The sequence below is a fragment of the Pseudomonas sp. RT4P38 genome (genome assembly GCF_054897765.1).
In genome coordinates, this window is the sequence record NZ_CM142703.1 from 3,698,803 (window position 1) to 3,713,031 (window position 14,229).

11 protein-coding genes and 1 pseudogene are annotated in these 14,229 nt (G+C 55.9%); 6 read left to right on the plus strand and 6 right to left on the minus strand.

Annotation, left to right across the window (positions count from 1 at the left end; translation table 11 throughout):
• Positions 1–6: 6 nt before the first annotated feature.
• From ACYZT7_RS17100 to ACYZT7_RS17115, 4 genes are all read right to left on the minus strand, one after another.
• Positions 7–1,248, minus strand: coding sequence for an FAD-dependent oxidoreductase (locus ACYZT7_RS17100; protein WP_461959756.1), 1,242 nt, complete (start codon positions 1,246–1,248; stop codon positions 7–9).
• Positions 1,230–2,135 (minus strand): bifunctional methylenetetrahydrofolate dehydrogenase/methenyltetrahydrofolate cyclohydrolase FolD, encoded by a 906-nt coding sequence (gene folD, locus ACYZT7_RS17105; RefSeq protein WP_461959757.1) that lies wholly within the window; start codon positions 2,133–2,135, stop codon positions 1,230–1,232. Before folD ends, ACYZT7_RS17100 begins: the two co-directional genes overlap by 19 nt.
• The gene (purU, locus tag ACYZT7_RS17110) at positions 2,132–2,998 is read right to left on the minus strand and encodes a formyltetrahydrofolate deformylase (protein ID WP_461959758.1); all 867 of its coding nucleotides are present in this window, start codon (positions 2,996–2,998) and stop codon (positions 2,132–2,134) included. The genes folD and purU overlap by 4 nt, the downstream gene beginning before the upstream one ends.
• A gap of 305 nt (positions 2,999–3,303) precedes the next feature.
• Positions 3,304–3,909: a helix-turn-helix domain-containing protein gene (locus ACYZT7_RS17115; RefSeq protein WP_462041812.1), complete on the minus strand. Its 606-nt coding sequence runs from the start codon at positions 3,907–3,909 to the stop codon at positions 3,304–3,306.
• A 235-nt stretch (positions 3,910–4,144) separates the two neighbouring features.
• Between ACYZT7_RS17115 and glnT the strand changes: the two genes are divergently transcribed.
• The 6 genes and pseudogenes from glnT to ACYZT7_RS17145 all read left to right on the plus strand — a co-directional run.
• Positions 4,145–5,479 (plus strand): type III glutamate--ammonia ligase, encoded by a 1,335-nt coding sequence (gene glnT, locus ACYZT7_RS17120; RefSeq protein ID WP_462037507.1) that lies wholly within the window; start codon positions 4,145–4,147, stop codon positions 5,477–5,479.
• Positions 5,480–5,552: 73 nt separating this feature from the next.
• Positions 5,553–6,458 carry a class II glutamine amidotransferase gene (locus ACYZT7_RS17125; protein ID WP_462037508.1) on the plus strand — a complete coding sequence of 302 codons (906 nt, stop codon included), beginning with the start codon at positions 5,553–5,555 and terminating at the stop codon, positions 6,456–6,458.
• Between the two features lie 11 nt (positions 6,459–6,469).
• On the plus strand, positions 6,470–7,153 hold the full coding sequence (locus tag ACYZT7_RS17130; protein ID WP_461959761.1) for a GltB/FmdC/FwdC-like GXGXG domain-containing protein: 684 nt from the start codon (positions 6,470–6,472) through the stop codon (positions 7,151–7,153).
• Positions 7,154–7,168: 15 nt separating this feature from the next.
• Positions 7,169–8,491 carry an FMN-binding glutamate synthase family protein gene (locus ACYZT7_RS17135; RefSeq protein ID WP_461959762.1) on the plus strand — a complete coding sequence of 441 codons (1,323 nt, stop codon included), beginning with the start codon at positions 7,169–7,171 and terminating at the stop codon, positions 8,489–8,491.
• A gap of 170 nt (positions 8,492–8,661) precedes the next feature.
• The gene (locus ACYZT7_RS17140; RefSeq protein WP_462037509.1) at positions 8,662–9,990 is read left to right on the plus strand and encodes an ammonium transporter; all 1,329 of its coding nucleotides are present in this window, start codon (positions 8,662–8,664) and stop codon (positions 9,988–9,990) included.
• A gap of 1,022 nt (positions 9,991–11,012) precedes the next feature.
• A pseudogene (locus tag ACYZT7_RS17145) lies at positions 11,013–11,255 on the plus strand (transposase); the annotation flags it as partial.
• Positions 11,256–11,581: 326 nt separating this feature from the next.
• Here ACYZT7_RS17145 and brnQ read toward each other — a convergent pair.
• Both brnQ and ACYZT7_RS17155 read right to left on the minus strand, forming a co-directional pair.
• Positions 11,582–12,910, minus strand: a complete 1,329-nt coding sequence (gene brnQ, locus ACYZT7_RS17150) for a branched-chain amino acid transport system II carrier protein (RefSeq protein WP_461959764.1) — start codon at positions 12,908–12,910, stop codon at positions 11,582–11,584.
• A gap of 58 nt (positions 12,911–12,968) precedes the next feature.
• Positions 12,969–14,216, minus strand: a complete 1,248-nt coding sequence (locus ACYZT7_RS17155; RefSeq protein ID WP_461959765.1) for an NAD(P)/FAD-dependent oxidoreductase — start codon at positions 14,214–14,216, stop codon at positions 12,969–12,971.
• Positions 14,217–14,229: the final 13 nt, after the last annotated feature.

Sequence of the window (14,229 nt, forward strand, 5' to 3'; positions counted from 1 at the left end):
TCTCCGTCAGTGGCTGGCCGCTGTCGCGCCCATTTCGTTAACCTGTTGGAATGTGGAGAAGCGCTCAAGGCCGAACGGCTTGATCAGTTCTGGCACCTTGCCACCGCTTGCCACAAGTTCGGCCATGGTCTTGCCGCAGATGGGCGTGGCCTTAAAGCCCCAAGTGCCCCAACCGGCATCAAGATAGTAATGTTTGACCGGCGACAAGCCCATGATCGGGCTGTAATCAGGGGTCATGTCGGTGATTCCGGCCCATTGACGCATCAGCTTGGCGTTGGCCAAGAACGGGAACATTTCGATGGCGTGGGCCAATAGGCTTTCCTTCAAGTCCAGCGTCGAGCGAGTGTTGAACAGCGGGTACGGGTCAGAGCCGCCACCGAATACCACTTCACCACGGCTGGTCTGCTGCACATAGCAGTGCAGGGCCGACGAACTCACCAGTGGGTCAAGGAAAGGTTTGAATGGCTGGGTGACCATCGCTTGCAGCGGAAAGGTCTGGATTGGCGAACGGATACCGGCCTTTTTCATTAGCTGGGAACTCATGCCCGCCACGGCCTGTACTGCACAGCCGCATTTGATGGTGCCACGATTAGTTTTGACGGCAGTGATGGTGCCATTTTCGATGACCAGCTCCTGCACTTCAGTGAGCTGATGAATCTCCACACCGCGCTTGGCCGCCTGCTTGGCATAACCCCAGGCCACAGCGTCGTGACGAGCGGTGGCACCATCCATATGCCACAAGCCCGCGAGTACTGGGATATGCCCTGGATCGAGATTCAGCGTTGGCACCAGTTCCCGAATCTGCTGACGATCAATCATTTCGGTGCGGCCACCAAAGTGCTTATTGACCTCTGCACGCTGACGGAACGAGCGCACCGTTGCATCGGTGTGCGCCAAGGTCAGTTGGCCGCGTTGGGAGTACATGATGTTGAAGTCGAATTCATTGGATAGGCCCTCGAACATCCGCACCGACTCAGCGTAGAAACGCACGCCTTCGCTTGTCAGATAGTTGGAGCGGATCACGGCTGTGTTGCGTGCTGTGTTGCCTCCGCCCAAGTACCCCTTTTCCAACACCGCAATGTTTGTGATGCCGTGGTACTTCGAAAGGTAATAGGCGGTGGCCAAGCCGTGACCGCCACCACCGATGATCACCACATCATAGGAAGACTTGAGCTCTTTTGGCGCAGGCAGATCCACCTCTACGGGATACTCCGAGCTGAGCCCGTATTTCAGGAGATTGAAAGGCATGGGGCCTCCGAAGAGCTGCGTTGTATGTGGGCTTGCTGTACGGCAGCGATCACCGTGTTTTTCATCAAAAACGCGATGGTCATCGGGCCGACTCCGCCAGGTACCGGGGTAATGGCCGAAACTTGGGGCAGGGCGCTTTCGAGATCGACATCGCCCACCAGATGGCTGCGGCCGTCCTCATCAATGCGATTGATGCCGACGTCGATGACCACCGCGCCGATCTTGAGCCAGCTAGCATCGATCATCCGTGGGCGGCCAACGGCGGCGACCACGATGTCGGCCTGACGGCACAGGGCCCGGGCGTTCATGCTGCGTGAATGCAGTATGGTGACCGAGCAATGAGCCTTGAGTAGCAGGGCGGCCATGGGCTTTCCGACAATGTTGGAACGGCCGACGACCACCGCGTGCTTACCGCTCAGGTCTCCGCAGGCATCCTCCAGCAACTGCATGCAGCCACTTGGGGTGCAAGGCGTCAGAACGTTGCGACCCTGGCTCAGGCCGCCGACGTTTTCGCTGTGAAAACCGTCCACATCCTTGCCCGGAGCGATGGCCTGTAACGCTAGGGGCTCCTCGATGTGCGAGGGCAGCGGCAACTGCAGAAGGATACCGTTGACGCTGTCGTCATCGTTCAACTCGGCGATGAGCTTGAGCAACTGCGTCTGGGTTGTTTCGGCACTCAGGCGATATTCAAGCGAGCGGATGCCGGCTTCTTCGGCACGCAGAATTTTGTTGCGAACGTAAACCTGACTGGCCGGATCCTGGCCAACCAAAATTACCGCCAACGCAGGTTCGATGCCATCGGCTTTGAGGCGTTGGACATCGGCTTTGACCAAAGTCATGATGCGATTGGCGGCAGCTTTCCCATCGATCAGTTTGGAGGTGTTCATCGGAAAATCACCGTTCTGTCCTTGTTAAGGAAGACACGGTGTTCAAGGTGGTATTTCACCGCCTTGGACAGCGCCACGGTTTCGGTGTCGCGTCCAATGGCTACCAAATCCTCTGGCAGATAGGCGTGATCAACACGCTGTACTTCTTGCTCTATGATCGGGCCTTCGTCCAGATCGCTGGTAACGTAGTGAGCGGTGGCGCCGATCAGTTTTACACCACGCTCGTACGCTTGGTGGTATGGCTTTGCGCCCTTGAAACCGGGCAGAAACGAGTGGTGAATGTTGATGGCTTTACCCGAGATCTGCTTGCAGAGATCGTCGGAGAGGATCTGCATGTAACGGGCAAGTACCACCAGATCAGTGCCGGTTTCATCGACCACTTTCATCAGCGCGGCTTCCTGTTGAGCCTTGGTGTCCTTGGTCACCGGCAGGTAGATGAAGCGAATGCCTTCACGCTCGGCCATTGGGCGCAAGTCGAGGTGGTTGGAGACGATGGCGGTGATGTTCATGTCCATCTCGCCTTTGTGGTAGCGATACAGGAGATCGGTGAGGCAGTGGTCGAATTTGCTGACCATCAGCAGCACGCGCATAGGCTCGCGGGTATCGTGCAGTTCCCACTGCATATCGAAACCCTTGGCGACGTCATCGAAACCGGCCTTTAACTGCGCGATGTCGCCGACGTGACCGTCGTTGAAACGGAACACCGCACGCATGAAGAACTTGCCGCTGAATTCATCATCGAACTGCGCCATTTCACCGATGTAGCAAGCGTTGCCTGCAAGGTATGAGGTGATCGCCGCAACGATGCCGGAGGTCGCCGGGCAGCTGATTTTGAGAATGAAATGGTTCTTTTCGTGTTGCATCACGTGTCCTCAGAGATATGGCGGCAGCTGAAAGCAGGTTGAAATTCAGGGGTGAAAAATGTTTTAAGATATGAATAAAAATTCCTCTTGAGAATTAATTATTCTTCGTGCGGATTTATAGGCGAAAGAATCCTGCGAGTCCAGAATTATATGGAAACTTTTTTAACTGTCAGGAATATTTGACTTTGCTACGTCTGGCGGCCGAGGCGGCCCACGCCCGCAATGCGGTTGTGGATACGCCTGGATGATGGTGGGGGGAGATCAGCGCTGTAAACGCTTTCTTGCGGGTTAATCAGTGGCTTAGATTACTCCGCCTGCGACCCATAATTCATAATCGACAGCAGTTTAATCGGCACCCTCACCAGCTCTTCCGGGCCATGAGGGATGTCGCCATCGAAGGTCAGGCTGTCCCCAGCCTCCATGTGATACAGCTGGTTACCGTGGCGATAGACAAGTTCGCCCTCCAGCAGGTGCAGAAACTCCGTACCGGGATGGGAGAAGGTCGGAAACTCTTCACTGGCGTCGTCCATGGTAACCATGTACGCCTCGAAGCTTTTTTTCGGCCCGCGAGTGTGGTTGAGCAAGTGATAGGTATGCCCTTTCTCGGTACCTCTGCGTACGACTTCCAATCCGTCATCACGCTTGACGAGCAGCGCGCTGCTACCTGGTTGGTCGTACTGGCTAAACAGCTTCGACATTGGCATACCCAGCACGTCGCATAGCCGGCTCAGATTGTCGAGGCTGGTGGACACTTGAGCGTTTTCGATCTTACTCAACATGCCCTGGCTGATACCTGCAATCCGTGCGACGTCTGAAAGTTTTAGGTCTTGAGCCTGCCGCTGCCGCTTTATCTCAATGCCTAAGTATTGCTCAAGCTTCAATTTCGGCTTTGTTTCGGTTGGCATATTCATCACGTGCGCACTGTTTCCGCTCAGTAAAAAATATTTCGCACTGGGAATGTGCGAAACGTAAAACTCTGTGTAAGGTAGCCCGGTCAGTATTCCTGTCGGGAAATCAATATTCCCATATAAACAGAAAAAAATCTTTCGCCAACGGCGAAATGATCCAGGAATACGATTTTGGCAAGCACCTTGCATTCCCAAAGGGAAAGTAAATTTCCTCGTCGGAATACGGAGCATAGATAAAATGTTACCAGCAGAGACTCAGCGCCTGATTGAACAGCACGGGATCAAATACGTGCTGGCGCAGTTCGTGGATATCCATGGTTCTGCCAAGACGAAGTCGGTACCGATTTCCGGTCTTCCGATGGTTGCAGAAGGTGGTGCTGGTTTCGCCGGTTTCGCGATTAGCGGAATGGGTATGGAGCCACACGGCCCAGACTTTATGGCCAAGGGCGATCTGTCAACGCTGACGCCAGTTCCGTGGCAACCAGGCTATGGCCGCATCGTCTGCATTGGTCACGTCAATGGCGAGCCATGGCCCTACGACACTCGCTACGTCCTTCAGCAGCAAGTAGAACGGCTCAAGGCGAAAGGCTGGACGCTTAACACGGGCCTGGAGCCCGAGTTCAATCTTATGCGTCGGGATAACAGCGGTAAGCTCCAATTGGTCGACGCCAGCGATACTCTGGACAAGCCTTGTTATGACTATAAAGGGTTGTCGCGTTCCAGGGAGTTTCTCGAAAAACTCACCGAAGCGCTCCAGCCAGTGGGTTTCGATATCTATCAGATTGACCATGAAGACGCCAATGGCCAGTTCGAGATCAACTACACCTACAGCGACGCGATGGAGTCGGCTGACCGATTCACGTTCTTTCGCATGGCCGCCGGTGAGATCGCCAATGATCTGGGCATGATTTGCTCGTTCATGCCTAAACCCGATCCTAGGCGTGCTGGTAACGGCATGCACTTTCACCTCTCCATTGCCAGCGCCGAGAGCAAGAACCTGTTCTTCGATGCTTCCGACAAGAACGGTATGGGGTTGTCGAAGTTGGCCTATCACTTCGCCGCCGGACTTCTAGCCCATGGCCCAGCGCTGTGTGCCTTTGCTGCACCGACCGTTAACTCTTACAAGCGTCTTGTCGTCGGCAATTCGCTGTCTGGCGCAACTTGGGCACCAGCCTTCATCGCCTTTGGCGCAAACAACCGCTCGGCCATGGTTCGCGTGCCTTATGGCCGTCTCGAATTCCGTCTGCCTGATGCCGGCTGCAACCCGTATTTGGTCAGTGCCGCGATCATCGCTGCGGGACTGGACGGCATTGAGCGCCAGTTGATGCCCGATCAAATCTGCAATGAAAACCTTTACAGCCTTGGGCTGGAAGCCATTGCGGCGAAGGGCATTAAAACCTTGCCGCAATCGCTCAAGGAAGCCTGCGATGCGCTGGAAGCCGATCCGCTTTTTGCCGAAGTGATGGGCAAAGAGATTGTCGGTGAGTTCATCAAGCTCAAGCGCATGGAGTGGGTGGAGTACAGCCGCCACGTCTCGGACTGGGAAGTGAAGCGCTACACCGAGTTTTTCTAATCCTTCCGTTTTAACCAACTGTTTCTGACGCCCAGCTAATGGGTTGGGCGTCTTCTGCCCAGGAGATATGAATATGTGTGGAATCGTGGGTCTTTACTTGAAAAACCTGGCGCTGGAATCACAGCTCGGCAAGCTCTTCGAACCCATGCTCGAAGCCATGACCGACCGTGGCCCGGACAGTGCCGGCTTTGCCATCTACGGCGATGAAGTAGCGGATGGCTGGGTCAAGTTGACCCTGCAGGCCACCACCGAAGAGTACGACTTCAAGACTCTGATTGCGGCGCTTGAAGGCAAGCTCGGCGCATCGCTGGACTGGTTTCAAAACGCCAGCGCGATTGTGCTGAAGATCAAGGCTGAAGAAGCCGCCGTACGCGTTGCATTGGGCGAACTGGCACCGACCGTGCGCATCATGAGCGCCGGTAAGAGCATCGAAATTCTCAAGGGCATGGGATTGCCCAAAGAAATCTCCGAGCGCTTCGGCTTGGGCAGCATGAAGGGCAGCCACATCATCGGTCACACCCGCATGGCCACCGAAAGCGCCGTGACCATGGAAGGCAGCCACCCGTTTTCCACCGGCGCCGACCTGTGCCTGGTGCACAACGGCTCGCTGTCCAATCACTTCCGGCTGCGTCAAGAACTGCGCCGCGAAGGCATCAATTTCGACACCGAAAACGATACCGAAGTCGCGGCCGGTTACTTGGCCTGGCGCCTGCAGCAAGGTGACTCCTTGAAGACCGCGTTGGACAGTTCGCTTGAAGCGTTGGATGGGTTTTTCACCTTCGCTATTGGCACCCGCAACGGTTTTGCAGTGATCCGCGATCCGATCGCCTGTAAGCCGGCGATCCTCGCCGAGACCGACGACTACGTTGCCATGGCCTCGGAATATCAAGCGTTGTCGAGCCTGCCAGGTATCGAGAAAGCCAAAGTCTGGGAACCCGTTCCCGCCACCATGTACATCTGGGAACGCGAGTCGGCTTAAGGAGCACTCATATGAAAACTATCGATCTTTCCACCTCTACCGTGCGCGACCTCAATCAGGCCCTGCACGATCAGGCTAAGAATCTCGAAGATCGCGAGTGGGTGGTGACCCACTCCAACGGCGCACACAATCTTGCGGTTGGCGTCGATGAAGTGGTGTCCATCGATATTCAAGGCCACGCCGGTTATTACTGCGCGGGCATGAACCAGAAAGCCTCGGTGACTGTGCATGGCAATGTCGGCGTGGGCTGCGCCGAGAACATGATGTCCGGCTACGTTCGAGTCAAAGGTAGCGCCTCGCAAGCGGCCGGCGCCACTGCCCATGGCGGGTTGCTGGTGATTGAAGGTGATGCTGGTGCCCGATGCGGCATTTCCATGAAAGGCATCGACATCGTTGTCGGTGGCAGCATCGGTCATATGAGTTGCTTCATGGGCCAGGCCGGGCGCTTGGTGGTCTGCGGCGACGCGGGTGATGCACTGGGTGATTCGCTGTACGAAACCCGCATTTACGTCAAAGGAAAGGTCGAGTCCTTAGGCTCGGATTGCATTGCCAAAGAGATGCGTGTCGAACACATCGAAGAGCTTCAGGAGCTGCTGAACCGAGCCGGCTTCAACGAGAAAGCGTCGGACTTCAAGCGCTATGGCTCGGCCCGTCAGCTGTACAACTTCAAAGTCGATAACGCCTCAGCGTACTGATTCAGGAGCAAGAACATGAGCGAGAAAACCCCTCCAGTCCTGCGCGAATCGGCCACCTTCGATCGCCTGACCATCCAAGAAATTCAGCGTGCTGCGGAAACCGGCATCTATGACATTCGCGGCGGCGGCACCAAGCGCAAGCTGCCGCACTTCGACGACCTGTTGTTGCTGGGTGCTAGCGTTTCCCGTTACCCGTTGGAAGGCTACCGCGAGAAGTGCGGCACTGATGTAATCCTCGGTAACCGCTTCGCCAAGAATCCCATTCACCTGAAGATTCCGGTGACTATTGCGGGCATGAGTTTCGGCGCGCTGTCAGCCAATGCCAAAGAAGCCCTGGGTCGTGGCGCCACTATCGCCGGCACCAGCACTACCACCGGTGACGGCGGCATGACTCCGGAAGAGCGTGGTCAATCGCAGCATCTGGTTTATCAGTACCTGCCTTCGCGTTACGGCATGAACCCGGATGACCTGCGCAAGGCCGATGCCATCGAAATTGTGCTGGGTCAGGGTGCTAAACCGGGTGGCGGCGGCATGCTGCTGGGCATGAAAGTGACCGAGCGTGTTGCAGGCATGCGGACTTTGCCGATCGGTGTCGACCAGCGCTCAGCGTGCCGCCACCCCGACTGGACAGGGCCAGACGACTTGGCGATCAAGATTGCCGAGATCCGCGAAATCACCGATTGGGAAAAACCGATTTACGTGAAAATTGGTGCTAGCCGCCCTTACTACGACGTCAAGCTGGCGGTGAAGGCCGGTGCCGATGTGATCGTGCTCGATGGCATGCAGGGCGGTACTGCGGCAACTCAGGAGGTATTCATTGAACACGTTGGTATCCCGATTCTGCCAGCTATCCCGCAGGCAGTGCAGGCACTGCAGGAAATGGGCATGCACCGCAAAGTGCAACTGATCGTCTCCGGCGGTATCCGCAACGGTGCTGACGTGGCCAAGGCCATGGCGCTTGGCGCTGATGCAGTGGCCATCGGTACGGCGGCGCTGATCGCTCTGGGCGACAACCATCCGCGTCTGGACGAGGAACTGAAGAAAATCGGTTCTGCTGCCGGTTTCTATGATGATTGGCAGAACGGCCGTGACCCTGCAGGTATCACCACCCAAGACCCGGAGCTGTCAAAACGTCTCGATCCGGTCGAGGGCGGACGCAGATTGGCCAACTATTTGCGCGTATTGGTGCTTGAAGCACAAACCATGGCGCGCGCCTGTGGTAAATCCCATCTGCATAACCTCGATCCCGAGGATTTGGTGGCATTGACTGTGGAATCGGCAGCAATGGCCCGGGTGCCGCTGGCAGGAACCTCGTGGATTCCAGGAAAGCAGTATTGAGACGCTAACCACCTCTGAGCGCGCTGGCCCGCGATAGGAATTGTCGCTGACGAGTGCGCTTTTACAAATGCTTCGACTTCTAATTACTTCCTCGAAGAGGCCATCAAGGCCCGTCACTTCTACCTCGCTTTCTGCCAGACACTTTTCCATTCATTGCAGGAGCTTCGAAAATGGTAAACCGTCTAATCGGCAAATCCCTTCTTGCATTACTGGCGCTCGGCGCCCTCATTCCTCTGGCCCAGGCTGCCGATGCACCAACACTTAATACCGGTAGTACCGCGTGGATGGTCACGGCAGCAGTGTTGGTGCTGTTCATGTGTCTCCCGGGCCTTGCGCTGTTTTACGGCGGTCTGGTGCGGGCCAAGAATATGTTGTCACTGTTCACTCAGTGCTTCGGTATCGCCGGACTGGTCGGCGTGTTATGGGTGATTTATGGCTACAGCATGGTGGTCGACACCACCAACATGGTTGAGGGCGAGGTCAGCTTCAATAGCTTCGTCGGTGGCTTGAGTCGTGCGTTTCTGTCAGGCATGACGCCAGAAAGCCTGGTGGGCGACATTCCCGAGAGCGTGTTCGTGACTTTCCAGATGACCTTCGCGATCATCACTCCTGCGCTGATTGCTGGTGCCTTTGCTGAGCGCATGAAGTTCTCCGCTGCGCTGCTGTTCATGGCGATCTGGTTTACCCTGGTCTACGCGCCGGTGGCGCACATGGTTTGGGGCGGGGCGGGTGCCTTGATGCATAACTGGGGGGTGCTGGATTTCGCTGGCGGGACAGCCGTGCACATCAACGCTGGCGTCGCAGCGTTGGCAGCATGTTTGATTCTGGGCAAGCGCAAAGGATACGAAAACGCGCCAATGCCTGCGCATAATCTCAGCCTGACCATGGTCGGTGCGGCAATGCTTTGGGTCGGTTGGTTCGGCTTTAATATCGGCTCTGGTGGCGGGTTAAACGCTCTGTCGGGCATCGTCATGCTCAACACTCAACTGGGCGCCTGTGCCGGTATTCTCGGTTGGATGTTCACTGAGTGGTTCAGGGTCGGAAAACCGAGTGCGCTGGGCCTGGCCAGCGGAGCCTTGGCCGGCCTAGTCGGCATTACGCCAGCGTGTGCGTATGTCGGTGTCGGCGGTGCTTTGGCAATCGGCCTGTTGTGTGGCGTGTTCTGTTACCTAAGTGTCACGGTGCTGAAAAAAAGCTTTGGCTATGACGACAGCCTCGATGTGTTTGGCCTGCACGGCATTGGCGGGATGATCGGCGCTGTATTAACCGGCGTATTTTGCGTACCGTCGCTTGGCGGTCTAGTCGAAGGCGTGACCATGGGTGACCAAGTGGTCGCGCAGATCAAAGGTGTATTGTTCACTGTGGTTTATTGCTTTGCGGTCAGCTGGATCATTCTGAAAGTGGTCAAGGCGCTGATTGGATTGCGCGCGGACGAGCATGTCGAAGAGATTGGGCTGGACTTGGCCGAACACAATGAGAGTGCTTACAACTATCGCTAATTGCCTAAATCAACTCAACGCTGGCTCTCGGCGTTTTCGATGAAGAAGCGTTTGTCTAATTCACCTTGCGTGACTGAGACAGCCATTGGCACGGTGGCATTTGAATCTCAGCTACCTTCTGCGATTCAATATTCTCACTCGCTCGTAGTATTGACGGGCGTGTGAGGCCTCCTTCAAGTTTGCGTGCGAATCGCCGACACGGTAAAGGCGATGGTGAACGCTTTCATCACTTCCGGAACAATGAACAGATCTCTCATTCTGTTGGGCAGTGCAATTCGAGTGCTTTAGGTGTTGCTCGTGTCGCGTGCCCGGATGATCTGTGCAGCCGACCAATAATGGAAGGCTGACCAAAGACCAAAGAATGCGATGCCTGCCAACATAATGCGCAGCGATTGAAGGGAGTCCGCGCCGAGTGTCTGCAACATGTCTGATCCCGCTCCGATGATCAAAGGGGCTGCTGCCAGACATGAGATGTTCGAATTGAACATATAGATCGCTGAGCCCTTAGCTCTCATTTCAGGCGGAAGATAATTCTGAATGAGTGCGGTAGTCGGGCCGAGATACACGTAAATGGACGGGACGAACATCCAGAGGAAAATGAGGTAGTTCCCATCTGTGGAAAAGGTAAACAGCAGTACGCAAGGAATGGTGGCAAGCACCGCGACGCCACCAACATATAACGCCTGCCAACTTGCAGACCTGGTTCGCAGCCATGCCATGAGGGCAATTGTCACGAACATGAGCGAGGTGCCGCCGATGGCATGTATGGGCCCCATGACTTGTCCAGCAGCGCCAGTGGACAGCCCGTATGCTCTGGAGAGATAGGCCGGTAGCCACCACACGATCCCCCATCCCCAGAACAAATATAGAGTGGCCCCCTTCATGATATGCGAAAGGGCCTCATGTGAGCGGATGTAGCGGATGGTGCCCATCAGGCTTGCCTGCGCCGATTTCGTGTGAAGTTGATCGAGGTATCCGCGCCCAGGCTCCCTTAGCATCAATCCAAGCAACACCACTGGTAAGAGGAAGCCTTTGAGCGTATGGCGCAGCGGATGCAACTGCATCCGGAGATGATGGAACGGCGCAGATCCATCGTGGAGCACCCGTTTGGGAACCTCAAACAATGGCTGTTTGGAAACGGGCGGTTCTTGCTGCGACAACTTGACGGGGCGAGAGCTGAAATGGCCTTGGCTGTGACTGCCTACAACCTCAAGCGGGCTGTTGCCGTTCTGGGTGCCCGAAAAATGATGCAACTGATGGGTTGAAAGGCCTTTTACAGCGCAAAAAACAAACGCCCCGAACAAGTCGGGGCGTTTGGTCTAGGGCCTGTCAGTGTGTTTTCACACAGTCTGTTCGAGGGCTCTTTTTAGTTAGCGAGGAAGAGGGGGCACGGACGAGAATCGTAAGGGGCCGGCGAACACACCTTCCGAGCCCGGTCGATAAGGGCGATCGCGGGATGATCCGCACGGCACGGCTGCTTTTCGATGGAAAGGTTTGTGTCCCGCAAAGCCTATGGGCCGGCTTGCCATTTCTGACAAATGAAGGCTGATCAAAGCGTCAACCCGATGGGTCGACGCTTGCGTGGAACACCTTACGCAACGGGCGCATTGTGAAAGACGCGACCACGGGCCAGCGGGATCGTCGCGAGCCCCATCAGGCCGAACAGCGTCGCCGCAACGATCCAACCTAAACCACTGGTATACAGTGGGACTACCTCGTTCAAAATGGCCGTCATGCCGGACGGAATCATGCCGAATGCATTGAATGCATCAATTAACCCCATGACCCCGGCACCCGTTACCGCGCCGACGTACACGGCTTGATGCCCTTTAAAGAAACGGTTCAGAAATACCAATGCAACTAGAGTGATCGCGATAGGATAAAGCAACAGCAGAATAGGCGAGGCCAGATGAAGGATCGAGACCAGCCCGAAATTGGTGATCACTAGGCTAAGCAGACCCAATACCAGGTTCCAGGATTTATAACTGAGTACCGGAAAAATCCGACTGAAGTATTCAGACACCGCAGCAAGGCAAGCGACCGCAGTGGTCAAGCCTGTCAGGAAGATAATCCCCGCCAGCATCATGACGCCGGTGTTGCCGAGTAGCAGGTCAACAATCTGCGTCAGCGCCTGACCACCGTTGGTGGACAGACCCAGCACCGCAAAACTGCTCGCACCCATGCCTGCCAAAGACAACTGCACTACCGCCAAACCAGTCACCGCGAAGATGCCTGCCCGCACGAACAGCTTGGACAACTGCTGCGGTGCAACGCCGTAGAGCTTGGCAGCGTCTAGGAAAATTTTGCCGAAGACAAATGCCGCCAATACATCCATGGTGTAGTAACCCTGGGTAAAACCGCGGCTAAATGCGTGGTTTATGTAATCACCTGAAGGCTCTGCGAAGTCGGCTATCGGCGTAACCAACGACTTGAGCACGATGATCAGCAGCAGAATGATAAACGTGGGAGTCAACACATTACCCAGGCGATCAACGAGTTTTTTCGGCTCCAGCGCGAGGTAAACAGAGAGACCGACAAACAACACTGAGAATGCCATCAAAGCCCAGTCTTGCGCGACGAAGGGAGTGATGGAAATTTCATATACCACTGCCGCAGTCCTAGGCACCACGTAGATAGGGCCGAGGGTCATGAACAGCAGTAGCGAAAAGACCTTGGCGAAACGGGGGCCTACCCGACCTGCCAGCGTGTCAATAGTACCGCCGGCGATTGACAGCGCAGTGATTGCCAGAAGCACCAAGCCTACCCCAGTGATCAGAAACCCTGACATCGCGACCCAGGTGTTAGTCCCAGCGGCCTGGCCCAGAGGAGGGGCAAAGATGATGTTTCCCGCCCCCAGAAACATCGAAAACAGAAAGAACGAAAGGGAGAGGAATTTCCTGATGCTGATGTGCTGGGTCATACAAAGTGCCTATTGTTATTAATAGTGTCGCTTCGGAATATCCGGTTCTGGGGCAGAACTAGAATCGGGTAACGCGGTAAGCGTTGAGGTCGAGTCCGACCTTCGCACCGCTCATGTGGTCGCTGATGAGCTTGCCGGTGATCGCGGCCAACGTCAGTCCGGCGTGTTGGTGGCCAAAGGCGAAACCGATGTTTGGGTAATTGGGATGGGTGTCGATGACCGGCAACGAATCAGGCAACGTAGGCCGCATCCCCATCCATTCTCCCGCTTGCGCCAGGTGGGACTGCGTCTGGGGCAAGAGCGAGCCAAGATGATGGCGAAGGGTCTGATAGCGAGCCGGGTTGGCAGGGAGTTTCAAACCACCCAATTCGCTGAAACCGACTATCCGCAGGCCTGTTTCCAATGGGGAGATAAATACGTTGCGCTCGGCCGAGCAGATAGGGCCGTTGATCAGCCCTTGTACACTCGGCAAGTTGAGGTGATAACCGCGCTCGGCCATGAGCGGCACGCTTATACCCAGCTTTTGCAGCAACTTCGCGCTATGTGCACCGGTACAAACAATGGCTTTGTTGAACGTGCGCGGCCCGCCGTTAGTCAGCACTTCCACATGGTTTGCGACCGGGCGCAGCGCTAATACCTGCTCCTGCAGTAATACGCCCCCATGGGCGATGAAGCGCTCCAGCAGGGCTTGACTCAAGCGATAGGGGTCACTGACCCGATGTGCGTGGGGCAGCAGAACGGCATGATTAACGCGACCGCGCAGAGCCGGTTCCAGCGCTACTACCTGTTCGCTGTCCGCAAACTGGGCGGCAATCCCCCAGGCGGAGTAAAAGTCCTGCTCTGCACGAGCGGCTTCAGCCCCTTCGGCCTTTTCCCATATGCGCAGGTAATGGGTTTGCACTAGGTGTTCGGTCAGCCCCTCGCGTCCCAATAAATCTTGCCACGCGGGCACCGCGGGTTTCAGTAGTTTCGCCAATGCCTCCCGGCCTTTTACCACCGAGTTATGACGAGCGGATAACGCGAAGCGGATCATCCACGGCAGGCTTTGTTGCCAGTTTTTTGCAGGTACAGACAAGGCGCCATGGGGGTCTTTGAGCAATGACCACGCATTGCGAATGTTTTCTGCGTTGGCCAAAGGTTCGATCAGCTCGGTGGCGATAAACCCGGCGTTACCGTACGTAGCTCCCATGCCGGGAGCGTTTTGCTCAAGCAACGTTACCTGGCTGCCGCGCCGAAGCAGTTCCAGGGCGGTGCACAGGCCAATGATGCCGGCGCCCACAACAGCGTAATGATTGGATGATTCCATTTTCGAGTCCCCA